Origin of the sequence: Shewanella acanthi (genome assembly GCF_019457475.1) — a bacterium.
Lineage (GTDB): Bacteria > Pseudomonadota > Gammaproteobacteria > Enterobacterales > Shewanellaceae > Shewanella > Shewanella acanthi.
In genome coordinates this window covers 3,182,973-3,208,816 of sequence record NZ_CP080413.1, presented here as the reverse complement: position 1 = coordinate 3,208,816, position 25,844 = coordinate 3,182,973, and the positions used below count along the sequence as shown (strand labels likewise).

Below are 25,844 nucleotides of genomic sequence, written 5' to 3'. Positions count from 1 at the left end.
TGCAATGTCTAACGTAGAAGTGTTATTTCAGATTACGCCTGTTAGTCATCTTAACGATGGTGTTATAGCGCAGAAAATCGATTTGAAAACTAAACCCCAGGGCTCACTTGGCAAACTTGAATCCCTTGCACTGCAAATTGCCCGTATTCAAGGAGCTGAATGCCTAAAGATTAACGCTCCAACCATGCTGGTCTTCGCAGGTGACCATGGCATAGCCCGCGAAGGCATTTCAATTGCGCCGAGTGAAGTCACTGCGCAAATGGTGCAAAACTTTGCCAATGGCGGCGCGGCCATCAATGTGTTTTGCCGTCAGCTCGGTTGGCAATTGGAAGTGATTGATTGCGGTATCTTGACTCCTTCTAAGGCTGAAGGCATTTGCTTGCAGCGCCTTGGGGCGGGGACTCAAGCCATCCATTTGGCTCCTGCGATGGATATTGCCACGGTGGATAAAGGGTTTGAAATGGCGCGCCAGTTGGTCGAGCGTCATTGTCAGGCGGGTTGTAATTTAATAGGTATCGGTGAGATGGGCATAGGCAATAGTTCAGCCGCATCAGCCATTATGGCGGCCATACTCAAGCTGGATGTAAAGGATTGTGTCGGGCGCGGTACCGGCATTAGCACTGAGGTGCTTGCGCGTAAAACCGAGCTGCTAGAATTGGCTCTGCGTCGTCATCAAAGTGAACTTGATTCTCCTAAACAGATTTTGGCCCACCTTGGCGGCTTTGAAATTGTGCAGATGACAGGTGCCATGTTAGCGGCGGCGGAGCGGGATATGTTGACTGTGGTCGATGGTTTTATTGCAACCGCCGCGGCGTTAGTGGCGGTCGCGATAGCGCCTAATGTGCGCGATTATTTGATTTTTGCCCATCAATCCGAGGAGCAAGGTCACCAAGCTATGCTCGCTCATTTGCAGGCTAAACCACTATTAGATTTGGGCCTAAGGTTGGGTGAGGGGACGGGGGCGGCTCTAGCGCTTCCGCTTATCCAAGCCGCAGCAAATTTTTACAATCAAATGGCGAGTTTTAGTGATGCCGGTATTGAGGCTGTTGTATGATGTATCTCGGCTAAGTTGTTTATTTAAAAAATAAAACTTTTAGCTGATTTCTTAAACCCAACGCAAGTGTTCACTCACTAAGGAAGCTTTATGTCAGAGCGCGAAAGCTGGCACAAAGAGATAGATTTGTTTTTAGTCGCCATGGGCTATTTTACCCGTATTCCTATGCCGAAATGGGTCGAAGTCGACACCGATAAACTCAATAAGGCCAGTCGTTATTTCGGCTTGGTGGGCCTATTGGTTGGTCTGCTGTGCGCGATTGTTTTCTGGCTCACTCAAAATTGGTTACCCGCAGGGGTTTCAGTGTTGCTCGCCATGGGCACAGGGGTGTTGCTCACGGGAGGCTTCCACGAAGATGGCCTTGCCGATACCTTTGACGGCTTTGGCGGTGGTCATACCGCTGAAGAAAAACTCAGTATTATGAAGGACTCGCGCCTTGGCAGCTTTGGCGCTATCGCGCTGGTGTTGTTCCTTGTGCTCAAATGGCAATTGCTGGTGGAACTAGCCCTGTACGACCCCGTCGTAGCGGGTTCGGCATTAATCGTTGCCCATACAGTTAGCCGCGTGGTTGCGGCGAGTCTTATCTTTACTGAGAAGTATGTGCGTGAAGATGCGACCAGTAAATCTAAGCCCCTGTCTCAACACCAAGGCATCAATGAGCTGTTTATTTTGATTGCTAGCGGTGTGTTGGTGTTACTGTTCCTTAAGGGCTTAGCGGCACTTTCATTACTGTTGGTGATGATAGGTTTACGCCGATTAATTGTGGTGATTTACCGTCGCCAAATCGGTGGCTATACCGGAGACACCCTAGGCGCTGCGCAGCAAATTTGCGAAATCGTCTGTTATTTAGTGCTACTGATTGTAGGTAGTATCCTGTGATCCATTTGGTGCTAGGCGGTGCCCGCAGTGGTAAGAGCCGCTATGGTGAATCCTTGGTAAAAGGCTTTGCCTTAAAAGGTGCCAAAGCGATTTATCTGGCAACGGCGACCGCCAAAGACGAGGAGATGGCTTCGCGTATCGCTAAGCACCAATTACAGCGTCAGGAAACAAATATTGATTGGCAGCTGGTGGAAGAACCCTTAGCGCTAACGGCTAAGCTAAAAGCCTTGGCCGCACCCGATAGCGTTATTTTGGTTGATTGTTTGACCCTCTGGCTAACCAATCAATTACTCGCTCAAGATGATGAAGAACCCGCATCGACCGAGTCAGATTTTGCCTTAGATTTTGCCAGAAGCAGCAAACGAACATCGCCTATCGAGGCATTGCATCGAGCCAAAACGGAATTTTTAGCTGCGCTTAGCGAGCTTGATGGCGAGGTGATTCTCGTCAGCAACGAAGTTGGCTCTGGGATTGTCCCCTTAGGTGAACTTAGCCGCCAATTTGTCGATGAAGCGGGCTGGTTAAATCAAGCCATTGCTGAGCTAGCTGATAGTGTCACGCTGGTTGTGGCGGGGTTGCCATTAACACTTAAATAGCAGTTATCGAATTTTCGTCGCCATGTCAGTAGCAAGCTTTATAAGGTAGATCGCTTGTTAACAGCGCCTTTTATTGCTTGTCTTATCCATTGAGAGATTTTCAATATCGCTTTTATGCCTGTATCTAATCACACAACCCAAGCCAATCTATCGGCTGAACAGCCAAAAACGGCTCGGCCATCAAAAGCTAAGGTATTGATGGTGCAAGGCACGACATCCGATGCGGGCAAGAGCACCCTCGTTGCTGGAATATGTCGATTACTCGCCCGTGAAGGGTTGAAAGTGGCTCCCTTCAAGCCACAGAATATGGCGCTAAATAGCGCGGTAACCGTCGATGGTGGCGAGATTGGCCGAGCTCAGGCGTTGCAGGCTGCAGCCTGTTTTCTTGCGCCTCACACGGACTTTAATCCGATTCTTTTAAAGCCGAGTTCAGATACCAATGCGCAGGTGATTGTCCATGGTAAAGCTTTGGAAACCTTAGATGCGGCGGCGTTTTTTGGCCCTGATTCGGCGGGGTATAAGCAGCGAGCGATGGAGGCGGTTATCACCTCCTTTACGCGCTTAAGTCAGCAATTCCAAAGCATTTTGGTGGAAGGTGCGGGTAGCCCCGCCGAGATCAATCTTCGTCAGGGTGATATTGCCAATATGGGTTTTGCCGAGGCTGTCGATTGCCCTGTGATCATCATCGCCGATATCGATAAGGGCGGTGTTTTTGCCCATCTGGTTGGCACGCTTGCACTGTTATCGCCCTCGGAACAAGCGAGGGTGAAGGGCTTTGTGATCAATCGTTTTCGCGGTGACATAGGTTTATTGCAACCGGGTATTGATTGGCTGGAGTCCTATACCCAAAAACCAGTGTTAGGGGTTTTGCCTTATCTGCATGACTTGTATTTGGATGCTGAAGATGCGCTGCCGATTAAGTCGTTCGACGAATCCCCGATACTGGCTACGCCACGCTTTAAGGTGCGAGTGTTGGTTTATCCTAGGATCAGTAACCACACCGACTTTGATCCCTTAAGGCTGCACCCCGATATCGATTTTGACTATGTATCATTGCAAAGTCTGGCGGCTAATTCCCAATCGGGCTTCCCATCGGCGGATCTGTGGATTTTACCGGGCAGTAAAAACGTGCGAGCCGATCTCAATTTTATGCGTTCCCATGGCTGGGATCGAGAACTTGCTCGCCACTTAAGATATGGCGGTAAAGTGCTGGGTATCTGCGGCGGCTATCAAATGCTCGGGCAAGCGATTGCCGATCCCCATGGCATCGAGGACGTCGCGGGGTCGATTGAAGGCCTTGGCTATTTGCCGATAACGACCCAACTTGAAGTGGCAAAACAGCTTAGAAGCGTCAGTGGTAAATTAACACTGCTGGATACTGAGATTGCTGTTAAGGGTTATGAAATCCATTGCGGCGTGTCCACTTATACGGAACAGCGCAAGGCACCACTGCAACTTTGTTGTCATGAAATGATCGATGCTGAAGTTTATGGCAGTTTAAGTCATAGCCCTTTAAATGAAACAAGTTGGAGCGATGGCTGCTTAAGTGACGATGGATTAATCCTTGGCACTTATCTTCATGGGTTATTCGATTGCCCTGAGGCCACAAAATTAATTCTGCGCTGGGCGGGATTTACCGCTGCATCGGGTATCGACATTGATGCCCAGCGTGAAATCCAGCTGGAGCGCTTAGCCGATGTACTCGCTGAACATATAGATTTGCCACGTTTATATTCGATTCTCGATGGCAAATAGTAAAGACAATAGACAGATTTGAAGAGGGGACATAATGGAACAGCCAAGCGATAACTCAGAACAAAAGGCTGAGCGCCACAAAGCGCGCCAGCAAAAACTTAAAGCTGGGGTCGATGCTAAAATTGCTGCCGCCCAGGATGAAAAGGGCATTTTGTTGGTGCTTACTGGTAACGGTAAGGGTAAATCCACCGCAGGTTTTGGCACTGTTGCCCGCGCCGTTGGGCATGGGCATAAAGCCGCTGTGGTGCAATTTATTAAGGGCACTTGGGAGTGTGGCGAGCGAAAACTACTTGAAGGTGCAGGGGTTGCCTTTGAAGTCATGGGAACAGGTTTTACCTGGGAAACCCAAGATAGGGAAAAGGATACCGCAGCCGCGCTTAAGGCATGGGAAGTCGCCGAGCAATGGCTTAAGGATGAGAGTATCCAATGCCTGCTTCTCGATGAACTGACTTATATGGTGAGTTACCACTACCTAGATCTAGAGCGGGTGCTCACAGCCCTAAAAGAACGTCCACCGATGCAGCATGTCATTATTACTGGCCGCGCTTGTCATCGCGCCATCATCGAACTTGCCGACACCGTTAGCGAAGTGCAGCCGATTAAGCATGCCTTCGAGGCGGGAATTAAGGCGCAGCCCGGTTTTGATTACTAGGCTAGTTCCTTATAAAACAAGCTTTATGCGCAATAAAAAGGATGATCATGTTTAAGCGGATAATCTATCGACTGAGTCAAGCAAAATCAGTCGGATTCAACTTAATGTTGGCCCTTAGTTTAAGCTGCATTGCATTGCCAAACACAGTAAATGCTGAGCCTGCGAAGCGAATAGTGGCACTTTCACCCCACGCCGTTGAAATGCTTTATGCCATAGGTGCGGGTGATCAAATTATCGCGGCCACCGATTATGCTGATTACCCTCAAGCCGCGACCAAATTGCCACGGGTAGGCGGTTATTACGGGGTGCAAATTGAGCGCATTATGGAGCTGCATCCTGACCTGATTGTGGTTTGGGATAGCGGCAATAAGGCCGAAGATATTCATCAGCTTAAATCCCTTGGCTTTACACTCTACAGCAGTTCACCTAAGACCCTTGAGAGTGTTGCCAATGAACTCGAAGAGTTAGGCGCGTTAACGGGACATAATGCACAAGCTAAGGAAGTGGCCGCAGATTATCGCAAGCAGTTACAAAATCTTAGGGATGAAAATGCCGTTAAATCCAGACCTAAAGTATTTTATCAGCTTTGGTCAACACCCTTAATGACGGTCTCTAAAAACAGTTGGATCCAACAAATTATTGATGTCTGCCATGGGGAAAACGTCTTCTATAGTGCGGCGAGTGATTATCCTCAAGTGAGTATAGAGAACGTGCTGTTGACCATGCCTGAGGTAATCCTTCGCAGCGAGGAGGAGGGCAATATTCAGGGAATGGATTGGAGTCAATGGGGCGAAATTCCTGCCGTTAAAAATCAACAAATCTATCAACTCAATGCAGACCTTTTACACAGAGCAACTCCAAGGGCGCTGCTGGGGGTTAATGCGCTATGCGAAACCTTGGATAACGCTAGGGGGCATGAAAAACAATAATCTTAACATTGGGTGATTTGCTGGTAATCTATAATACTTTTATATAAATGGAATCCAAGTTAATGAATACCCTACTGATTTGCCTCTTTATCGCCATGTTATTACCCTACCTCAGTAAAATGCCCGTGGCTTTTGCTATGGCTAAAGCGGGGGGGTATGACAATAATCATCCCCGCAGCCAGCAGGCACAGCTTACCGGTTTTGGTGCCAGAGCCGTGGCAGGGCACCAAAATGCTTTTGAGTCGTTACTCATTTTTGGTCTGGCTGTCGTGACGCTGATTGCAGCGGGTAAGGTTAATGTTACCGCTGAGTATTTTGCTATCGGGCATGTGCTAGCCAGAGTTGTTTATCAAGTGCTGTATCTGATGAACCTAGGAACATTGCGTTCATTGTCTTGGTTTGCGGCCATCTTCTGCTCATTTGGGGTGTTTTTCCAAGCCTTCTAGTCTTTCTGCACTCAATACGCCAAAAAAGCCGTTTTGCTCAGTTGCCGTCGAGATTTTGTCTTTTGGTGATTGCTTGCGGATTTTTTGGCGCCTTATTTTTATTGTCAAAATCATGGAAAATCCAATGGTGATTATTGTTTTTTGACGGCTTAGAGCTGCAATTTATTGTCAAATGCTAAAATGATGATATTTAAGATTTTTGTTGTTTTCTATCCTATTGATAATTGGTGTTAATTTGACGATTTTAAGCCAGTAAATTGACAGTTTTCTTTCTAAAAAACCTCAGCTATAGTCAGTTTCGTTGATACATTTGTTGGGGTTTAGATACCATGTTACGTCCTCTGATCTATGGCCTAGTGGCCTCTGCATGTTGGTTTATTTACCAAGATGTTTCCGCCTATTACGGAGTGGAGACTTTCGATAAGCCCTTTATCGAACACGTGCAACGTAAGGTTGAGGAGCGAAAGGCGAAGGCCGCTCTAGAGCAGTTCGCTCAGGAAGCCAGCCAAGCCGCAATTGAATGCAGCCGCGATAAGACATGTACCTAATTGACCGTCACCCGTATCAATGTTGATCTTGCTGCGCAAAGTGAGAAAGTGGCTAAACTAGTGTTGCTCAAAGAAAAGTTTAGCCACAGACGAAGAGGGGCAAATAACCATATTTGCCCCTCTTTGGGATTAGAGTTTTTTTCTTGTAGTCTGCATTCCAAACTAAAAAGTCATTTTTGATGTGTTGGTTTGGTTCTTTAGACAAATTCAAACACAAATCTAAGTTTATCTGCCAAAGTTAAATCCAAATTGGTGGGATTCTCCCCCCACAAGATGAGCCGGCTTAAGCCTTGATACATAGATTAATCAAAAATTAGGTTAATCAAAAATTAATTTAATCAAATAAATAGTGCCTTTCGAAAATCTAAGGTCCAAGTAGCTTTTGCTCACCTATGCGGTTTACATACCTGACACACTACAAGATTAATCCCTAAGACGGTTTTACATAAATACGGCGTTGCCGAAGCGCTTGTACGCCAATCATATAATGATTTTCTTCCTTTAAGTCTGACTCGGGCAATGATCTTTAGAAGTAGTCAGTAAGTCTTTACATAATTATTAACTACTTACCTCTATACAGATTTCGATTTGTGCTGTTATTATTCCGTCAGTTTTTTGACTTTTAACGGATTGTTGACTGATATGGAAATCACTAAGATCAAAATCAACACTGGATTTACGCTCATTGAATTGATGGTTGCCGTTGCAATAGTCGGCATTCTGGCCAGTATTGCGTTACCGTCTTATCAGGAGCATGTGCGTAACACCCGCAGGATTGATGCACGTGATGCATTGATTAATGCCGCCCAGAGTCTGGAGCGTCAATACACCTCAACCAATGCCTATACCGGTGGCACTATTACCGAAGATGTCGCGTTTTCCTCCCCTAGCGGTTACTACAGCGTGACGGCTACCGAACTCACCGCTGGGACTTATACCTTAGTCTCAACGGCTAATGCCCCCCAAGACAAAGACGTTGCCTGTAAAACCATGATTATCACCCACCAAGGCACAAAGACGCCTGAGGCCTGTTGGTAGCCATACAATCAAAGCGAGCGCATGGATGAGCACGAAAAAAATTCAAGGTTTTACCTTAACTGAACTTATGGTCGTTGTGGCCATAGTGGCAATCATAGCAGGCATTGCTGCCCCCTCATTTGCGGCCATGATCCGCGAAAATACCGCACGCACTCAGGCCAATGAATTATTGGCATTGGCGAATTTCGCTCGGTCAGAAGCGATCAAACGCCAATCCGATATTCAAGTTGCTATCACTTCCTCGGGTGCCTCTGGTTGGAAGGCTCAAATACTGTCTGGCACTGAGTTACTGAAGGAAATGGATAAGTCCAGCAGTGTAGTTAGCGTGAGTGCTGCCAACTTAGGTTTTGATATGCGCGGTCGGCGCACTAGTACGAATAACTGTGTCAGTGTCAGCTACAGCAGTTACGCAAAACAGTTACAGGTTGGACTCGGGGGAAACCTCAAAGTGATTAATGGCAACTGCTCATAGCCTTAAGATTTATAAGCACAAGTGTATGGGAAATGGAATGAACAAGTGTAAGCAAAAGGGATTTTCTCTAATAGAAGTCTTGGTGACTTCCTTTATTGTGGCCTTTGGGATTTTGGGGATGGCGGCTTTGCAGCTTAAGTCACTCCAGGCCGCGCATTCGGCTTATCAAAGAACAATCGCCAGTGTGATTGCAATGGATGTGGTTGAGCGTCTTTGGGCCAATATGGCCATGGATACTCAGCTTGACGAAACTGAGTTGCAGGAACAATCCCTCGCACACTGGCAGCAGACGACGGATAGCCGTCAGTCGTTACCCGGTTTGGGGCTCACGCTAACCAATACCACTGGTAATACCTATGTGATTACTGTGGCGTGGGGAGAGTCCCGCTTTGGGGCAAATGATGTGCCGTCGCAGTTTATCTACTCCGTCGATCTCTATCCCAGTAGTTGAGGCCTGCCATGCACAAAATCATTTCACTATTTAACTTCAATCAAGCTAATCCCAATCAAGTTAAAGCTTATCAAGCGGGGTTTACGCTCATTGAGTTGATGGTCAGCCTTACACTCGGGCTAGTCGTCATGCTGGGTGCATCGCAGATTTTTATCAGTGTGAATAAGGCTTATAGCGAAACGGAGCGGTTTGCCCAGTTGCAGGGCGATTTGTCACTTATCAGCGACATGCTCGCATCGGACGTACGAGAGGCCTCTGAGGTTAGCATTGTCCCCGATGCAAACGGCAACAGTATACTGACTCTGACATTAGCTGCTGGCGATATTGTTTATACCTTAGCTAGCGGTAATTTAAATCGCACTCAAGCTGGTGTAACTGAAACCATGACGGAACAAGGCGCGAGTTTTACGAGTGAATGTATTGCCTCAGATCTAAGTGCTTCGTGTACCAGCCCTATCATGCTTAAGCTTGCTGTCGGACTTAATTCAAAGGATGGCGCCACAACTCATGTTCACTTAGTCGAATTTAATGTCGCGATACGTAATAACGTGTTAGCGGTTAAGTTTGCCAGTTAGATGACAGTTTTTGAGCTATTAACAAATGATTTTCACTCATAAATAACTGCATAAAAGGGAATTGTATGCAAGCAAAACAAAAGGGAGCGGTTTTAGCCATAGGGCTGATATTTTTACTGATCATCACCATTATCGGCGTCGCAGGATCGGGGCATTCGCTTTTAGGTGAGCGTATGGCCGGTAATAACAAACAGATTTCTGAAGCTTTTATGGCCGCTGAAACCGGGCTCGTCAACGCGGTCACTTGGCTCGATAACCCAGATAATGAAGCATCATGGGGTGAGGTGGACGTGAGTCGAAGCGCCATCAATGCCATTGCCGTTTCAGCTCAAAGCGGCAGCGCTGCTCGTTGGCAAATAGACAGTTTGGACTTTGATGACGATGAGGCCACTATTGTCAGTTGTGGGGCTATTAATGGCTCAGCGGTGCGCCGTTGTATCTCCAGCACGTATATCAAAGGCTCCGGTGGTGGCAATCTGGCCGCTATGAATATTATTGGTAACATCACGGATTTTAAAGAGGCTAACAGCGCTAACTTCACTGTGACTGGTGGCGATGGCGGCCCCGCGCTAGCGACCAATTCGGCGGCGAATGTCACGCTCATTACCAACAAGATCCCAGTTAATAGAATGCAAAACTATGTCGGTGGTATCAAAGAAGTCAAATTCGACGATCCCTTTGGTGATCCTGAAAAAATGAACCAATTTATCGAAGGTATAAAAGCTCAATATGACTACTTGTTGATAAATGATCCCTCAAAGGCGGGGTCTATCAGGATTGGGAATGGTAATAAAATGACCTTTGATTTAGGTACTAAAGCATCACCCAAGATTACTTACTATGAGGGCGATGTGACAACGAGTGGTAATGCTGCCATAGGCGCAGGCATATTGGTTATCGTCGGGAATTTAACCATATCTGGTAACATTCTAGATTTTGATGGGCTTATTGTCGTCACGGGGCAGTCATTCACCCTTAATGGTGGTGGCAGCAATAACAATAACGTTATTGGAGCGATAGTGTTCGCTAACCCTGTTAAAACAGGCGATAGTTGGTCTTTTGGTGAAGCTAATGCCACCTTCGACTTTACGTTTAATGGTGGTGGTAACGGTAAAACTGCTTTTACCTATGATAAGCAAGCGCTGAGCAATGCGTGGGCCTTACTCAGTGATGGTAATGCAGCCAAGACACTTTGGCAGGTTGATAGTTCAAGCAGCGGTGCTGCGAGTAAAAGTAAAGTCACCAATTGGAGTGCTTATACCAATTAATAAATCGGATATGCATCATCCTGTTTAATAAGTAGCCAGTGTCAAAGCTAGCTAAATCGAATTAAGTGCTATTTTGCAGAGCCTAATGGCTGAACGTGGAAAGCATATCAAGCACCACTTGATTGATAGCAATTAAGTGGTCGCAAAACTCCACATATTTTGTATCAATCCATCTTTAACTTCAAACACCACCATGACCTCAAAGGGCTCATCTCTAAGCCCTGTAATCCTTTCATGGTCGACGACCTTTTTGCCTACCACCATGCGGCTCATGATTTCGGCATATAGGTTCGGCATGTAGGGTTGGCAGATTGAAGCGTTCATTCCGATAGAACTCACTAAAGGCCTGTTTGCCACGGATAACAGGCTCAGTTGCTGGTGGGCGATAGATACACACATCATCGCTAAATAGCGGGATAAAGGCGGCTAAATCGTGATTGTTATAGGCTTCAAGCTGCGCTTGTACCAGCGACTGCGCTGAGGGTTGCTCGTTTAAAGCGGCCATGGGTGACACTTTCATTAATCACAACGCCATTCCAAATTGGAACTTCAGATACTAATACGGCCGCATCAGCGGCCGTATCATTTCGATCATATAATCAATCATTCAATCAATAGCTTATTGAAGATTACTCAACTTGCCATTCGATGGTTTCGCCTGCGCGAATGGGGACCACTTGGGTATCACCTAATGGGTAAGTCGCTGGCACATCCCATGATTTTTTCACGAGCGTGATAGTGTCGCTGTTGCGTGGCAGATTGTAGAAATCTGGGCCGTTGAAGCTGGCAAAGGCTTCGAGTTTATCCAGAGCGTTGACCGATTCGAAGGCTTCGGCATAAAGCTCGATTGCCGCGTGGGCGGTGTAAGAACCTGCGCAGCCACAGGCGGCTTCTTTGCGATCTTTCGCGTGTGGCGCAGAGTCTGTGCCTAGGAAGAATTTCTTGTTGCCACTGGCGGCAGCCGCGAGCAGTGCTTGCTGGTGGATGTTACGTTTTAAAATTGGCAAACAGTAGAAGTGTGGGCGAATACCACCGGCGAGCATATGGTTGCGGTTATATAGCAGGTGATGGGCGGTAATAGTTGCTGCCACATTGTCAGAAGCTGACGTCACAAAGTCGACCGCATCCTTAGTGGTGATGTGCTCGAGCACAATCTTAAGATCGGGAAAATCGGTAACGATCTTGCTTAAGGTATTTTCGATAAACACTTTTTCGCGATCGAAGATGTCGATGGATGAATCAGTCACTTCACCGTGAACCAAGAATAACATGCCCACTTCCTGCATTGCCTGCAGCGCTGGGTAAATGTTTTTCAAATCGGTTACACCCGAATCTGAGTTAGTGGTTGCGCCAGCAGGGTAGAGCTTAGCGGCAACAATCTTACCCGAGGCTTTAGCCTTGCGGATTTCGTCAGGACTGGTTTTGTCAGTCAGGTACAACACCATTAACGGTTCGAACTGCGCGCCTTTACCCACTTGCGCCTTAATGCGATCGTAATAGGCGAGCGCAGTTTCAGTATCTATGGCTGGGGGAACTAGGTTTGGCATCACAATCGCGCGGCCCATATAGCGGCTAACGTCGCGCACTGTATCTGGAAGTTGTGCGCCGTCTCTTAAGTGGATGTGCCAATCGTCTGGGCGGGTAATAGTGAGTGTTGTCATAGGGCTAACCGTTATTATCAATGTTTCTACTGCGAGGGTGCGGGGATCTTATGTGTCAGGGATTTTACTGTAAAGGGAAACTCGGTACTTAAGGTGAATAAATCTGCCAAGGCGGCTTATTTTCTGTGCTGATTGTCTTCAGTTGTATGTTCAGATGCGGACACTTTTAGCTCTTTAATGCGGACACTTTTAGCCATTAGACGAGGGTGTCCGCGGACATAATTATACATGAATTAATTTAACTGTTTGAAAATAAATGATTATAAAGTTTGGCACGCCCATTGCTATCACAGTGATATTCATAAGCAATTGTGTCCGTTGAACCCGTTAAGGGGGATATCGACAGGGAAACGAGTTTCGCCATGATTAAAGATACCAGCGGCCAAGATGTGGTGCTGACACCATCGACCGGCCAACGCCTTAAACTACCTGTGATTGTGGGCTGCTGTACCCTATTAGTTAGCGCCTTAGTTTGGGCGAGTTTTGGAAGTTCAACTGCCACTCAATCGATGAGCCGCGCTGATATCACCACCGCCAAACTCTATGTCGGCACGCTTACCCGCGATGTGGCAACCTCTGGCAAGATTGTGGCCGCCAACGCCCCCATACTGTATAGCACCGAAGAAGGTACAGTGACTCTGCTTAGCAATCCGGGTGATACGGTGAATAAGGGGGATTTAGTTGCCAAACTCGAAAGCCCAAGCCTGACGAACAAACTCGAACAGGCCAAGTCTTTATTGGTCAGTATGGAAAGTGCGCTTGAGCGTGGCAAGTTAGATGCAAGACGCACTCAACTGCAGGTCAATCAAACCTTAGATATGGCCACTGTGGATTTAGAGGCGGCGGACCGCGAAAGCCGCCGTGGCGATCTGCTTATCCAAAGCAAACTCATCAGCGAAATCGATTACGAGAAAGCGAAGGATGAACTCCACAAGGCTAAGCTGAAGTTCAAGCATGCCGAGCAGGAAGTCGCGCTCACCAAAGATACACTCACCTTTGAATTAAAAAACAAAGCCCTCGAGGTCGACAGGCAAGCGTTAGCAGTACAAGAACTGGAACGTCAGGTCGAAGCCCTCAATATCAAGGCCCCAGTGGGTGGCATTATCGGTAACTGGTTAACCGAGCAAAAAACACGCTTAAGTGCTAATCAACCCATTCTCACCGTTGTGGATTTAAGTGCCTATGAGGCCGAGTTAGCTGTGCCAGAGTCCTACGCCGACGAACTGGGATTAGGCATGGAGGTTGAACTGAGTTTCGGCGAACTTAAGTTAATGGGTAAGTTGTCTTCTATTTCCCCCGAGGTACGTAATCGCGAGGTCACGACTCGGGTGCAGTTTGCTCAAAGTGACAGCCTGAAACTGCGTCAAAACCAACGTATTTCTGCCCGTATTTTATTAGACCACAGGGCCAATGTGCTGATGGTGAAACGGGGTGCCTTTATGAACATGGGGAGCGAAGAGGCCTATCAAATTGATGGTGATGTTGCGACCCGTCGTGACATTAAGCTTGGCAGCACCAGCATGAGTCAGGTGGAAGTACTCGAAGGCGGTAAAGCAGGGGATGAGTGGGTTATTTCAAGCCTCGAAAGCTTCAATCATGCCGAGCAAGTGAAGTTGTACTGATGAATATGTCAAATGAGTTAAAGAGGGAATATTCATCTACCGCCCACGGCTGAGCATTAAGGTAAGGCATTGAGTGCAGGGTCTGCGGTGAAAGTTGGAGGGACGCAATATGCAGCATAAATCATTTACTATCAGTGCATTACTGTCATCAAAAGTGATGGGGATGTTGGCGTTGGTGCTTTTAGTGGTGGCGGTGGAGTTCAGTATTGGCGAGGCCAATAGCTGGTTTTTACTCGGACTGAATTTACTGGAGTGGACCAATCCCGTTCAGACGCAGCAAATAGGTCAGGCTTCGATGCTTAATGCTGAGGTCATCCTTGGCACTTTAAATGGGTTAGCTGAGCTGGTGTTAATGCTATTGAATCGATAGCACTGAGTTGAATACTGCGGGGCGATGATGTGATTGATGCCCGTTGCTTAGTGGTGATAGAGAAAAGTTGACGAATTTAAGCGGGCATATAACAGCAGTTTATGCAGCGAAATACGAGAATATTAAAGGAAATTAAAATGTTATCAATGAAGAGTGTGAGCAAGGTTTTTAAAACGGACCTCGTCGAAACCCATGCGCTGCGGGACTTTAATCTTGAAGTGAATGAAGGTGAGTTTGTCGCTGTTACTGGCCCATCGGGCTCGGGAAAAACTACCTTCCTTAATATTGCGGGTCTGCTTGAAGGCTTTACCCACGGCGACTATTTTCTCGATGGCATCAATGTCTCTAACCTCAGTGATAACAAGAGTGCTGCTGTACGTAACGAGAAAATCGGCTTTATTTTCCAAGGCTTTAACCTAATTCCTGACTTAAACCTCGCCGAGAACATCGAAGTACCACTGCGTTACCGTGGCTTTAACGGTAAGGAGCGTAAGCGCCGTGTCGAGCAGGCCTTAGAGCAGGTTGGTTTAGCCTCGCGGATGAAACATTTACCAACTCAACTATCGGGTGGTCAGCAGCAACGTGTGGCGATTGCCCGCGCCTTGGCCGGTGAGCCGCGATTCTTACTCGCCGACGAACCTACGGGTAACTTAGATAGTTTAATGGCCCGCCAAGTGATGGAATTATTAGAGAATATCAATCAGTCGGGCACAACGATCATCATGGTCACCCACGATCCTGAGCTCGCTCGCCGCGCCCAACGAAATATCCAGATTGTCGATGGTCAAGTGTGTGACTTTACTATGTATCAGCCCCATGGCGTCCACAGCAGTTCCCACGACACTGCCTCTCACGCTTCAAAGAATGAACTCGATAAATTAGTGGCTAACGCCAAGGCCTAGGAGCTTCTATGTTCTTCTATTACTTAGACTTAGCTTGGCGTAGCATCAAAAAAACGCCCATGCTCTCGGCCTTGATGGTGATGGCGATTTCCATCGGTATCGGGATTACCATTACGACCCTTAACATCTACAAAATGATGTCAATTAACCCCGCGGGTGAGAAATCGAGCCAGCTCTATGCGGTGCAGCTCTGGAGCCAAGGGCCTGATACTTGGGATAGATTCGATTCGCAAATTACCTACCAAGATGGTTTTAATTTGCTAAGAAGCGAAGTTCCAACCTATCAAACCTCGATGTTCCGTACTGGCGGCGCTGTGCAGACTGACGATCCCAATCTATTGCCCGCGATGCAATCGGTGCGGGTGACCAATAATGATTTCTTTCAGTTATTTGCGATTGATTTCCAATATGGTCAGGCTTGGGATGATAGCGTAGATACGTCACCTCGTTATGAGGTGGTGTTGTCGGATGAACTAAACCAAACCCTGTTTGCGGGTAAAAATAGCGTCGGCAAAACGGTGTATTTCAACGCTAAAGCCTATCAGGTGGTTGGGGTACTTAAACCCTGGGCGCCGAGTCCGAATTATCATGACCTCAATAACGGCTCTTTTGGTGAAAGCGACAAGATGTACGTGCCCTATTCATTAGCGCCTATCGAGGAGTATCAGAGCTGGGGGAACACCAATGGTTGGAATTATGAGTCGGTGGATACCTATGCTAAACGCTTAACTTCGGAAAAACACTGGACCCAGTATTGGGTGCAATTAGATACGCCAGCCCAAGTGGAAGAGTATCGCCAATGGTTAAATAACTATATCGAACAGCAGAAAAAACTTGGCCGTTTCACTTCGCCTAAAGCTGCCGCGCAATTTTTGGATGTCGCCCAATGGTTGGACTTTAACAAAGTCGTGCCTAAGGATAACAAGATCCTTGTAGGCTTGAGTTCGTTGTTCCTATTAGTTTGTCTCGTCAATATGTTAGGTCTGCTGCTATCTAAGTTCCTGCGCCGCGCTCCCGAGATTGGTGTACGCCGCGCGATTGGTGCTAGCCAAGGGCAAATTTTTGCTCAGCATATGGTTGAAGTGTCTCTAATGGGTCTTCTCGGTGGCTTATTAGGGCTTGGCTGGGCATGGGGCTCCCTTTTACTGCTTACTAAAAAGTTTGAGCTGCAGGCATCACTCACGCACCTCGATGCCAGCATGTGGGTTATTGCGCCTGTGATTGCGATTGTTGCCGCGATTCTGGCGGGAATTTATCCGGCATGGCGCGTATGTACCACTAATCCAAGTGTCTATCTTAAGAGCCAATAATCGGGGGCTGTATGCTACATATCAAACCAATTCTGAGTGGTTTACTGCGAAGCAAAAGCGGCCCCTTGCTGCTGTTAATGCAGATGATCTTATCGGTCGCCATTGTGGCAAACGCCAGTTTTATTATCACGGAACGCTTAAATTTGATGGCCCGTGAGTCAGGGGTTGAAGAGGCACAAGTCTTCGACTTTACGATTTATCACTTTGACAAATCGACGGATCTCGTTGCACAAAATATCCGTGATTTAGATATTCTGCGCACTCTGCCAGGGGTAATCGATGCATCGCCGACTTCCATGGTGCCGCTCAGTGGTGGTGGCTGGTCGAGTAACTTTAAGTTATCGCCAGAGAAGGACTCTAAGTCGAGTCCAAACTCGGCCATGTATTTAGGCGATGAGCACTTTATCAATACCTTAGGCGTTAAACTTATCGAAGGACGCAACTTCTACCCGCAGGAGATCACCAACGAATTTACTGAGTCCGGTGGTAAAATGCTTGTTTCTAAGGCCTTAGCGGAAAAAATTTGGCCCGATGAATCGCCGCTGGGCAAGCGCCTCTACATGGGGACTCAGCAGTTTGAGATTATTGGGGTGATTGAACGTCTGCAACATGCTTGGGTAGATAACGATAACCTCGAGTTTAGTACCGTGATGTCAGTCGATTTAACCTCGGAGTTTAAGCATTACCTGGTACGTGCTAAGGCCAGTGATATAGAACATCTTAAGGTAAAAATCCCTGAGGTTTTGCATAAAGATAACCAGAGCCGCGTGATTGAAGGCTTTAAAACCATCGCCGAGCGCCGGATTGAGGCTTATCGAGACCACGAACTGATGGCAACAGTATTGACTATGATGGTGATATTGTTGCTGCTTATCACCTCCCTAGGCGTAACGGGGATGGTGATGTTTAATATTCAGCGCCGTACTAAACAAATTGGAACTCGCCGCGCCCTTGGTGCTAAAAAGCGCGACATTATCAGTTACTTCCTGGTTGAGAATTATCTGTTGTGTCTAGTGGGAGGAACCATCGGTGTGCTGCTGGCCATTCAATTAGGGAAACAGCTGATGAACTTCTACAGTTTACCTATGCTGGAACTGAGTTATCCGCTGCTCACTGTCGTAGGCTTGTTTATGGTCACTACGCTGGCCGTGTATATGCCAGCGCGCAAAGCGGCTAAAATCTCCCCTGCAACGGCAACACGTAGCGTTTAATTGGACAGACTGAACTATAAGAGTGCAATAACATTAGAGGGTTATTGCACTTTTTGTTACTTTAAAGCGAATCGTTATACTTAAGGAAACACAAGCCAATATGGATACCATCCTGATTGTCGACGACAACCACGCCATCTGTCAGGCATTAGCCCTAATGCTGGAGATCAATGGTTATCGAGTGTTGACTTGCCATACGCCAGAAGATGCCCTCGAGCTTGTCTCGGCCCAAGAGATTGAGTTGGTGATCCAAGATATGAACTTCAGCCGCGATACCACATCCGGTGAAGAGGGCAGGCAGCTTTTTTACGATCTGCGTGAACGTCAGGCGGATTTACCCATTATCTTGATGACGGCTTGGACTCAGTTAGAAACCGCAGTTGAATTAGTGAAAGCCGGTGCCGCCGACTATATGGGTAAACCGTGGGATGATGCTAAGCTTTTAAATACCATAGCAAATCTGATTTCACTGCATAAATTATCCCGTACAAACCACAAGCTTGAGCGGGTCAATCAGCAGCGCCAAATGGCGATTGCCGATGCCGATTTATGCGGCATTGTTTTTGGCAGTGGCGCCATGCAGCGTTGTATCGATCTTGCGCTGCAACTGGCGCGTTCCGATGTTTCTGTACTGATTACAGGCCCTAATGGCGCGGGTAAAGATAAGCTCGCCGATATCATTCACGCTAATTCTCCCTTAAAAAACAAACCCTTTATTAAGGTTAACGTAGGCGCTCTGCCCGTGGAGCTGCTTGAGGCCGAGTTGTTTGGCGCAGAAGCAGGTGCCTTTACGGGTGCGACTAAGGCGCGTATTGGCCGTTTCGAAGCTGCCGATGGTGGCACGCTGTTTTTAGATGAAATAGGTAATCTGCCACTCTCGGGCCAAGTGAAATTACTGCGGGTATTGCAGACGGGTGAGTTTGAACGTTTAGGAAGCCATAAAACGATAAAGGTTAAGGTGCGGGTTATCAGTGCGACAAACGCAGATTTAGCGCAGGACATTGCCGAAGGCCGATTCCGTGAGGATTTATTCTATCGCTTGAATGTGATTGAACTGGCGTTAGCGCCACTTAATCAGCGCACCGATGATATTCTGCCCTTAGTGAAACACTTTGTCGGTAACGGCTTTAGTTTAACTAAACCTGCGCAGCAGGCGCTGCTGCAGCATCGCTGGCCAGGCAATGTGCGTGAGTTAGAGAATGCCTGTAAACGGGCCGTACTACTTGCCCAAAGTCCGCTGTTAACCGAGGCCGATTTTGGTTTGGTAAGGGTGAAGTCAGCCCCAGATATGCCAGTGTTTCAGCCTGAATCTGTGGTGCTCCCTGCAAGTGCGATGCTTGCAAAGAGCGGTATGAATGGTGCTGATGAAAATCATGCTGAGAGCATGGATGTGAGCCGCGAGGAGATTGAAGCGGCGCTTAAACTCCATAATGGAGTGATTGCTCGGGTCGCTAAGGCATTAGGCCTGAGTCGTCAGGCACTGTATCGGCGGATGGATAAATTTGGGTTAGAGAAATAAGGTGATGCCTTGGCACGTATCAAAGGCTGTATGGTGAACTCAATGACTTGCAAAAACCTGTTGGCGGGTAATTAAAATTGCAGCTTCGAACCAAACTTATCATTTATTCGATGGCATGTTGCGCACTTGGGGTGATTATCTCCTTGAGTCTGATGCATTATTTTGCACCCAGTCAGCCACAGTTAATGAGCCAGCCTTCGAACTTACTAGAAGCTCCCGAACTCCCCGATTTATCTGACATCGAAGTGCCAGAGATTGATTTAGAACACCTCAAGGAAACCTTAACAGCTATCGATACTGCCATCGATATGACTGAGCAAGTGCAAATAGCGCTCTCGATGCAGGAAAAAATCAGGGCTGAGCAAATTAAGATTGAACTGCAGCAACTTGAGAAGCTTAAGGAGGAGCAATTACAACGCAGTATGATGCGCCTCGAGCAGCTCAAAGAAGGGCTTTATGGTAGTGCGCCGTATTCCGCAGTACCTATACCGCCGATGCCTGAACTTCCCCCCGTTAAATTACCGACGATTAATCAGGTCGCTGAGACAATCAATCCCCCGTCCTGGGTCGATGGGTTGTTGTTATTGCTGTTGGCCTGTGGTGTGTGCGGCATAGGTGTTGCGTTTTTAACGCGCCATTTAGGCCGCAGTCTTAATGCACTTGAGGTAGGGCTGCTCAATTTTAACGATAACGACTTTAGCGTCAGCATTCCCGAGGTGGGTGAAGGGCAGCTTAAAGCATTAGCCCATCTTTTTAATGAATCCGCGGGTAAGCTTCGTCAGGAGCGCCAATATATTTACCAGCGCGAATTGCTGCTCGATAAGGTTATTCAAAGCTCGCCCAATGTGATGTTACTGCTCAATGACCAGCAAAAGCTGATGTATGCTAATGATGCGGCTCGCCATTTATTCCAAATAAAGGGCAAGATGGAGGGGCTGCATCTTGATGATTTACTTGCGAGTCTTCCTGAGGTTTGGAGCCATGCCCTTAAGCAGGAAAAGAGCGGGCTCTTTACTATGGGGGATGAGGATGCCGATACTTGGTATTTGAATCGAGGTCACTTTTTACTGAATAATCAGCAGCATCATTTGATTTTACTCAAGCAAATGACGCGGGAGCTGAATCGTCAGGAAGTGGCGGTGTGGAAGAAGGTGATTCGGATTATAAGCCATGAACTGAATAACTCGGTCGCGCCAATAGCGTCGATGGTTAATTCGGGGCGTTATCTCACTAAGGAACTGGATGACCCTAAATTAACACTCATCTTTGATACCATCGAGAGCCGCACTCATCATTTGAGTCAGTTTATTTATAACTATGCCCGATTTGCCAAACTACCGCTGCCGCAGCGCCGCACAGTGAAATGGGATGAGTTTATTAATCAGCTTACCCAGCATTATCCCTTTAAGTTAACGTCGTCCTTACCCGACATTGATGGCTGTTTTGACCAAGGCCAGCTCGAACAAGTGTTATTGAATCTGTTGAAAAACGCCCATGAGTCGGGGTCGAATCCTGATGATGTAACCCTCTCGATCCGCTATCAAGTATTAGCCGAAAGCGCAGGATTTAATTTACGGATTGAAGACAGGGGTTCAGGTATGTCGGGTGAAGTGTTAGAGCAAGCTTTGCTCCCGTTTTACTCGACAAAACAATCGGGCACAGGTTTAGGTTTACCCCTGTGCCGCGAAATTATTGAAGCCCACGACGGTAGCATCAATTTGCATAATCGCAGCGAGGGTGGCTTATCGGTGCAGCTGTGGTTGCCACTTTATCAACAGGCTAACTAAAACAAAGGCACGAGTGTATAAACTCGTGCCTTGAGTATCAGGATGGACTCAATCAATAAAGACATCAGTCAGGTTTCATCGCCTTCCAAAACAGCGCAAAACTGGCCTCTCGGTAGTTTTTATCCTTACCCAATTGTGGATTGTCGATAAAAAATCGCGTCGCTGCCAAATATTGACCGTGGCAATTTTCTAGCATTAACTCAATCGGATATTGAGCAATTAGCCCCGATGTTTGCCCTTTTTCAATCAGTTGGCTGATAAAGCCTAAAATCCCATTCATCGCCTGTTCGCGCACGCTTAAGGATAGCATGGGGGACATAGAGTACTGCTGAAAAAACAGCTGCTTATCGGGATGAGCAATCGACCAGTCGATAGCGCTCTGCCACAGTTGCTCGGCATTTTGCTTAAGATCCCCACCTTCAGTCACCATAGACAATAAACTGTCGGCAAATTCCTGTTTGATGGTGAGGAACAGGCTTTCCATCAAGGCTTCTTTCGTTGGGAAGTGATGGAATAGGGTGCCTGTTGCTACGCCCGCCTGTTTGGCTATCGATGCTGTTGAGGTGCCATGAAAGCCCTGACTGACGAATAACACCAAGGCGGTATCGAGTATCGCTTGGCGTTTGTCTGTCATGCTTTTGGGCCCTGGTTTTAGCGCTCGGTTATTGGACATTGGCTGACTGTATTCCTACTGCAATTAACGTAAAAACAGCTTCATCAACATACGTTGCATAAAAGTACCATAGGGTGGGTGTACCAATTTGCCGGTATTTAAGCGGCCACGGCTCAGCACGGTTTTCGCATGGCTGAAGGTTAAGAAACCTTCCTTGCCGTGGTAGTGCCCCATACCCGATGGGCCGACACCACCAAATGGCGCATCATCGGCGGCAACGTGGAAGACGGTTTCGTTGATACAGACACCACCCGAGTGAGTGTGAGTGAGGATTTTTTGCTGCGTGCCACTATCAAAGCTCATCACATACAGGGCGAGTGGGCGGGCGCGTTGATTAACGTAGCTAATCGCTTCATCGAGTGAGTCGTAACCGATAATAGGCAGCAGTGGGCCAAAAATCTCCTCCTGTAACAACAGCATATCTTCAGTGGTGTTGCTAATAAGCTGAGTTGCCAGTTTGCGGTTTTTGGTATCAATTGGCTCATTGGTGGCGGAAATGACAGTTGCACCCTTGGCTTTGGCGTCTTCAAGGACCGTCATCAAACGCGCGAATTGGCGATCGTTGATGATGCTGCCATAGTCTTTGTTGCTATTGATGGTGCCATACATGGCCTGAAACTTAGCTTGATAGGCACAGATGAAGGCCTCGACCTTGTTTTTGGGGCAAAGTACATAGTCGGGCGCAACACAGATTTGCCCTGCATTTAAACACTTGCCGTAAATCATTCGCTCAACCGCAATATCGAGTGGCATATCATCGGCAACGATAACGGGGGATTTGCCACCAAGTTCCAGTGTGACTGGTGTTAAGTTATTCGCGGCAGCACGCATCACATGGCGGCCAACCGTGGTGGAGCCGGTAAAGAGTAGATGGTCGAATGGCAGGGCTGAAAACTGCGCCGCGACCTCGGCTTCACCTTCTACCACTGCAACATGGGATTCCTCGAAAATATCTCCAAGGAGTTGTTTTATCACCTTATTGGTCGCAGGCGTAAATTCCGACAGTTTAAGCATGGCGTGGTTACCGGCAGCGATGGCGGTGACCAGCGGGCCGATTGACAACATCACTGGGAAGTTCCATGGCACGATAATCCCAACGACCCCTAAGGGTTGATAATGTACTTTTACCTTAGCAGGGGCGAGTAACATGCCCGCATGGCGGCCGCTGGGTTTAAGCCAGCTTTTCAAATGCTTAAGACTGTAATTGATATTGTTGATGACCGGCATGATGTCGGAAATCAAGCTGTCATCCTCCGATCTGTGGCCATAGTCCTGGCTGAGTGCCTTTAGTAGTGGCTGTTGGTATTTCAACAGCGTGGCTTTGAGCTGCAGCAAGCGTTCTTTGCGGATAGCGTAATCCGGATTGGGGGAGGCCAAATAACTTGCACGTTGGCGGTGAAGCAACTCGGTAAGTGGCGAGATTTTATCGGGGGAGGTGGCCATGTTCATCGTGATTCCTCGGTACAAGTTCATTATTTAAGTCGTTAGCGTCGGCGTGTTCATGAAAAGTCCTAAGATCTGTTAGGACTGAATTTTTCAAACCGACTGATTAGTCGGTTTATCCTACTTCGCTTTATTTAAGGATGCAACTTAACTGGTGTAAATATGAGCAAGATCACGTCCCTAACACCGCTGAGCTTCTAAACTTAAGGGGTGGAGTGTTAAATGTGGAGGATATATGACTCTGATTAAACACGGTATTTCGATTGGGATTGAGCGTTATGACGATGATGACTTTTTTGTCACCTTTAAAGCTGTAGGCACGCTTACCCATCAGGACTATGAAGTGATGGTTCCGTTACTGGAATCCGCTTTAGAGGGGGTTAACGATCCTGAAATCTTTGCCCTTATTGATGTCACCGAATTCGATGGCTGGGAACTCCAAGCCGCTTGGGATGATCTAAAGCTAGGGGTTAAGCATATGCGTCAATTTGAGCGTATTGCGATTGTCGGTAAAACCACACTACATGATGTGATGGCGAGATTGGCAAACTGGTTTACTCCCGCAAAAGTGAAGTTTTTTGTCGATAGGGTTGATGCCATTACCTGGCTTAAAGCTGAGCTTTCCCAGGACTCAACATAAAGGAGGACTGATTATGCGTACAGGTCAAATACTCTGGCCGACAGATTTTTCTGAGACCGCCGCCCACGCGCTACGTTATGCCATTGAAATGGCAAACCTTTACCATGTTGGCCTTAAGATTTTAAACGTGGTTGAGCAGCCGATGGGCGATGAAAATTTTATGATTTTGGCCATCACGCCTGAGGAGTTGGCGAAAAGTATGGAGGAGGCTGCGGCAACCAAGATGCAGGCGCTGCTCGAAGGACTGAAAACTGAGTTACCCATTACTACCTTAATTCGCCGCGGCGATCCCATAGATCAAATCTTGGAAGAGGCCAACAACTCGGACGTGGGCATGGTCGTCATTGCCAGTCACGGCAGAACTGGGATTTCGCATTTTCTTCATACCAATGTTGCCGAAGCCGTCGCCAATGGCGCTAACTGCCCGGTGTTGGTGGTCAAGTAGCCAAGTCTAAAGGGCGCAGCCGCGTCCTTTATTTTGTGTTTTGGAGCCAGTAAGTAAGCTTTATCTCGTTCAATTATTTTCAGGTTTAAAGGCCAATATCAATGGAAATTCATATGCGTACACGTGATGTGCTTTGTCCAACCGACTTCTCTGCAACAGCTTCCCATGCACTTAAGTATGCCATTGAAATGGCAAATCTTTACCATGTCGATATTCGCTTACTCCATGTGACCAGCCCAGTAAAAAGCGCGCATTTTTACGGGATTAGTGTCGATACTCCGGCCTCGGTAGAGCAAGAGTTATCTCACTTTGTTGAGCAAAAAATGCAAGCGATTAAAGCCGAGATGCAACAGGATTTAGCTAAAGGACTTTCAATTAACACTGTCGTTCGTCACGGTGAGGCAGGCGCTGAAATTCTTGCGGAGTCCGAGGAGGTTGGCATGGTGGTGATTGCCAGCCATGGAAGTCGTGGCTTAAGTGACTTTTTAAGGCACCATGTCAGTCAGGAAGTAGTACGATTCGCTAAATGCCCTGTATTGGTCGTCAAACAGCCCTAAGCGTTAAGCGATTCTTAACAAATTGCCGATGAATGCTTTAAAAGGACAATAGGCAGAGCTACTGGGGCTTAACTGGGCTATCGAGTAAGATGCTAGTGACTTCTGTATCTTTCTGTAATCTAAGTAAATGTTGATATTTTTCCTGCAGTTCACTTAGGGTGCCATCTTGGGTAATCTGTTTTAATCCCAAATTAAAATCATCGCGGATTTTTTCATTTGAGAAGGCAAAACGATAATCGGTTGGCGGAAAAAGCTGATGACAAATCGCCACTTGCTTTACTTCAGACTCGGTGAGCTTTCCTTCGATAAAGGCTTGTTTAGTATAATATTTAAAGATATTTCTATCCATCACAACCACATCCGCCCTGTGCTTAAAGAGCATGTACACCTGTTGGATTTGTTTTGCTTGTTCTTGGTAGCTGCTATTCGCCTTAGCCATTTGCGAAAATTCGTCACCTAGCACAACCGAGGCTCGTTGAAAGGCGACCACTTTTTTATCCGCTAAATCACTAATACCTTTAATATCAAGGTGATTCTGTTGCAGGCTGATGGCACAATTCTGAAAACTTAAGGCAATATCGGTGTAAAACACCTTATCGAGCATTCCCTGCTTTATATTGATAACCCCATCGAGTTTACCTTCGCTGAGTTCATGGAAGGTTCTAGCTAATGGGAGATAATGAATTTTGGCGCTATGCCCCTTAACGGCCAATGCCTGAAAAAGGAGTTCGAGTTCAAGGCCGCTGTCATTTTCTTGGATCACATAGGGTGGTATGGATTGACTGACACCAATTTGCAGTTCTTCACAATAGCCCTGAGACCCCATCAAACCGATAAGGCCCATCAATGAGCATCCAAACGGTGTGCCTGTGGGGCGATTAAGTGGCTTCTTCGATTGGGTCATCATTCACCTTTGTTTGCTTACTGTTAGAGCGCCATCGGAAGGGTTGGATAAAACGATTATGGGTGAATGACTAACGTATAGCTTGTTTCTTTAGTGTAGTGAATCAATCCCGTGATTTCCTGCCAGCGTACGCTTAA

The 25,844-nt window shown here is 47.2% G+C and carries 27 protein-coding genes and 1 pseudogene; 23 read left to right on the top strand and 5 right to left on the bottom strand.

Annotation, left to right across the window (positions count from 1 at the left end; all coding sequences use genetic code 11):
- Window positions 1-4: 4 nt before the first annotated feature.
- From cobT to K0H61_RS13790, 13 genes are all read left to right on the top strand, one after another.
- Complete coding sequence (gene cobT, locus K0H61_RS13850) at window positions 5-1,054, top strand: nicotinate-nucleotide--dimethylbenzimidazole phosphoribosyltransferase (protein WP_220050013.1); 1,050 nt, start codon at window positions 5-7, stop codon at window positions 1,052-1,054.
- Window positions 1,055-1,144: 90 nt separating this feature from the next.
- Window positions 1,145-1,933: an adenosylcobinamide-GDP ribazoletransferase gene (locus K0H61_RS13845; protein ID WP_220050011.1), complete on the top strand. Its 789-nt coding sequence runs from the start codon at window positions 1,145-1,147 to the stop codon at window positions 1,931-1,933.
- Entirely contained in the window at window positions 1,930-2,529 is a 600-nt protein-coding gene (gene cobU / locus K0H61_RS13840) for a bifunctional adenosylcobinamide kinase/adenosylcobinamide-phosphate guanylyltransferase (protein WP_220050009.1), read from the top strand. Before K0H61_RS13845 ends, cobU begins: the two co-directional genes overlap by 4 nt.
- A gap of 198 nt (window positions 2,530-2,727) precedes the next feature.
- Window positions 2,728-4,284 carry a cobyric acid synthase gene (locus K0H61_RS13835; protein ID WP_220052725.1) on the top strand — a complete coding sequence of 519 codons (1,557 nt, stop codon included), beginning with the start codon at window positions 2,728-2,730 and terminating at the stop codon, window positions 4,282-4,284.
- A 34-nt stretch (window positions 4,285-4,318) separates the two neighbouring features.
- A complete protein-coding gene (gene cobO, locus K0H61_RS13830; protein ID WP_220050008.1) occupies window positions 4,319-4,936 on the top strand; it encodes a cob(I)yrinic acid a,c-diamide adenosyltransferase in 618 nt (205 codons plus the stop codon).
- Window positions 4,937-5,040: 104 nt separating this feature from the next.
- Window positions 5,041-5,865, top strand: coding sequence for a cobalamin-binding protein (locus K0H61_RS13825; protein WP_220050006.1), 825 nt, complete (start codon window positions 5,041-5,043; stop codon window positions 5,863-5,865).
- Window positions 5,866-5,927: 62 nt separating this feature from the next.
- Window positions 5,928-6,311, top strand: coding sequence for an MAPEG family protein (locus tag K0H61_RS13820; protein WP_220050004.1), 384 nt, complete (start codon window positions 5,928-5,930; stop codon window positions 6,309-6,311).
- A 329-nt stretch (window positions 6,312-6,640) separates the two neighbouring features.
- Window positions 6,641-6,859 carry a hypothetical protein gene (locus K0H61_RS13815; protein ID WP_220050002.1) on the top strand — a complete coding sequence of 73 codons (219 nt, stop codon included), beginning with the start codon at window positions 6,641-6,643 and terminating at the stop codon, window positions 6,857-6,859.
- A 642-nt stretch (window positions 6,860-7,501) separates the two neighbouring features.
- Window positions 7,502-7,897 carry a type IV pilin protein gene (locus K0H61_RS13810; RefSeq protein WP_220050001.1) on the top strand — a complete coding sequence of 132 codons (396 nt, stop codon included), beginning with the start codon at window positions 7,502-7,504 and terminating at the stop codon, window positions 7,895-7,897.
- Window positions 7,898-7,922: 25 nt separating this feature from the next.
- Window positions 7,923-8,369 carry a pilus assembly FimT family protein gene (locus K0H61_RS13805; protein WP_220050000.1) on the top strand — a complete coding sequence of 149 codons (447 nt, stop codon included), beginning with the start codon at window positions 7,923-7,925 and terminating at the stop codon, window positions 8,367-8,369.
- A 37-nt stretch (window positions 8,370-8,406) separates the two neighbouring features.
- Window positions 8,407-8,820, top strand: coding sequence for a type IV pilus modification protein PilV (gene pilV / locus K0H61_RS13800; protein ID WP_220049999.1), 414 nt, complete (start codon window positions 8,407-8,409; stop codon window positions 8,818-8,820).
- A gap of 8 nt (window positions 8,821-8,828) precedes the next feature.
- Window positions 8,829-9,395, top strand: a complete 567-nt coding sequence (locus K0H61_RS13795) for a PilW family protein (protein ID WP_220049997.1) — start codon at window positions 8,829-8,831, stop codon at window positions 9,393-9,395.
- A gap of 65 nt (window positions 9,396-9,460) precedes the next feature.
- Complete coding sequence (locus K0H61_RS13790) at window positions 9,461-10,663, top strand: pilus assembly PilX family protein (protein WP_220049995.1); 1,203 nt, start codon at window positions 9,461-9,463, stop codon at window positions 10,661-10,663.
- 132 nt (window positions 10,664-10,795) lie between these two features.
- Here K0H61_RS13790 and K0H61_RS13785 read toward each other — a convergent pair.
- Both K0H61_RS13785 and pyrC read right to left on the bottom strand, forming a co-directional pair.
- Window positions 10,796-11,183, bottom strand: a pseudogene (locus K0H61_RS13785) (nuclear transport factor 2 family protein).
- A gap of 109 nt (window positions 11,184-11,292) precedes the next feature.
- Entirely contained in the window at window positions 11,293-12,324 is a 1,032-nt protein-coding gene (gene pyrC / locus K0H61_RS13780) for a dihydroorotase (protein WP_220049993.1), read from the bottom strand.
- A 362-nt stretch (window positions 12,325-12,686) separates the two neighbouring features.
- Between pyrC and K0H61_RS13775 the strand changes: the two genes are divergently transcribed.
- The 7 genes from K0H61_RS13775 to K0H61_RS13745 all read left to right on the top strand — a co-directional run bounded on the left by K0H61_RS13775 (window position 12,687) and on the right by K0H61_RS13745 (window position 21,045).
- Window positions 12,687-13,946: an efflux RND transporter periplasmic adaptor subunit gene (locus K0H61_RS13775; protein ID WP_220049991.1), complete on the top strand. Its 1,260-nt coding sequence runs from the start codon at window positions 12,687-12,689 to the stop codon at window positions 13,944-13,946.
- 109 nt (window positions 13,947-14,055) lie between these two features.
- Window positions 14,056-14,316: a hypothetical protein gene (locus K0H61_RS13770; RefSeq protein ID WP_220049989.1), complete on the top strand. Its 261-nt coding sequence runs from the start codon at window positions 14,056-14,058 to the stop codon at window positions 14,314-14,316.
- A gap of 137 nt (window positions 14,317-14,453) precedes the next feature.
- Window positions 14,454-15,218 (top strand): ABC transporter ATP-binding protein, encoded by a 765-nt coding sequence (locus K0H61_RS13765; protein ID WP_220049988.1) that lies wholly within the window; start codon window positions 14,454-14,456, stop codon window positions 15,216-15,218.
- Window positions 15,219-15,226: 8 nt separating this feature from the next.
- Window positions 15,227-16,528 carry an ABC transporter permease gene (locus K0H61_RS13760; RefSeq protein ID WP_220049986.1) on the top strand — a complete coding sequence of 434 codons (1,302 nt, stop codon included), beginning with the start codon at window positions 15,227-15,229 and terminating at the stop codon, window positions 16,526-16,528.
- 11 nt (window positions 16,529-16,539) lie between these two features.
- A complete protein-coding gene (locus K0H61_RS13755) occupies window positions 16,540-17,739 on the top strand; it encodes an ABC transporter permease (RefSeq protein ID WP_220049984.1) in 1,200 nt (399 codons plus the stop codon).
- 100 nt (window positions 17,740-17,839) lie between these two features.
- On the top strand, window positions 17,840-19,258 hold the full coding sequence (locus K0H61_RS13750) for a sigma-54-dependent transcriptional regulator (RefSeq protein WP_220049983.1): 1,419 nt from the start codon (window positions 17,840-17,842) through the stop codon (window positions 19,256-19,258).
- 77 nt (window positions 19,259-19,335) lie between these two features.
- Window positions 19,336-21,045: a sensor histidine kinase gene (locus tag K0H61_RS13745; RefSeq protein WP_220049981.1), complete on the top strand. Its 1,710-nt coding sequence runs from the start codon at window positions 19,336-19,338 to the stop codon at window positions 21,043-21,045.
- 64 nt (window positions 21,046-21,109) lie between these two features.
- Here K0H61_RS13745 and K0H61_RS13740 read toward each other — a convergent pair whose 3' ends face one another.
- The gene (locus K0H61_RS13740; RefSeq protein ID WP_220049979.1) at window positions 21,110-21,679 is read right to left on the bottom strand and encodes a TetR/AcrR family transcriptional regulator; all 570 of its coding nucleotides are present in this window, start codon (window positions 21,677-21,679) and stop codon (window positions 21,110-21,112) included.
- 63 nt (window positions 21,680-21,742) lie between these two features.
- Window positions 21,743-23,167 (bottom strand): coniferyl aldehyde dehydrogenase, encoded by a 1,425-nt coding sequence (locus K0H61_RS13735; protein ID WP_220049978.1) that lies wholly within the window; start codon window positions 23,165-23,167, stop codon window positions 21,743-21,745.
- 229 nt (window positions 23,168-23,396) lie between these two features.
- On the opposite strand from K0H61_RS13735, the gene K0H61_RS13730 reads away from it, so the two are divergent.
- The 3 genes from K0H61_RS13730 (at window position 23,397) to K0H61_RS13720 (ending at window position 24,803) form a co-directional block, all read left to right on the top strand.
- Window positions 23,397-23,801 carry a SpoIIAA family protein gene (locus K0H61_RS13730; protein WP_220049976.1) on the top strand — a complete coding sequence of 135 codons (405 nt, stop codon included), beginning with the start codon at window positions 23,397-23,399 and terminating at the stop codon, window positions 23,799-23,801.
- A 13-nt stretch (window positions 23,802-23,814) separates the two neighbouring features.
- On the top strand, window positions 23,815-24,246 hold the full coding sequence (locus K0H61_RS13725) for a universal stress protein (RefSeq protein ID WP_220049974.1): 432 nt from the start codon (window positions 23,815-23,817) through the stop codon (window positions 24,244-24,246).
- A gap of 113 nt (window positions 24,247-24,359) precedes the next feature.
- Window positions 24,360-24,803, top strand: a complete 444-nt coding sequence (locus K0H61_RS13720; RefSeq protein WP_220049972.1) for a universal stress protein — start codon at window positions 24,360-24,362, stop codon at window positions 24,801-24,803.
- Between the two features lie 58 nt (window positions 24,804-24,861).
- On the opposite strand, the gene K0H61_RS13715 is transcribed toward K0H61_RS13720, so the two are convergent.
- Window positions 24,862-25,707 (bottom strand): substrate-binding periplasmic protein, encoded by an 846-nt coding sequence (locus tag K0H61_RS13715; RefSeq protein WP_220052724.1) that lies wholly within the window; start codon window positions 25,705-25,707, stop codon window positions 24,862-24,864.
- Between the last annotated feature and the right edge of the window lie 137 nt (window positions 25,708-25,844).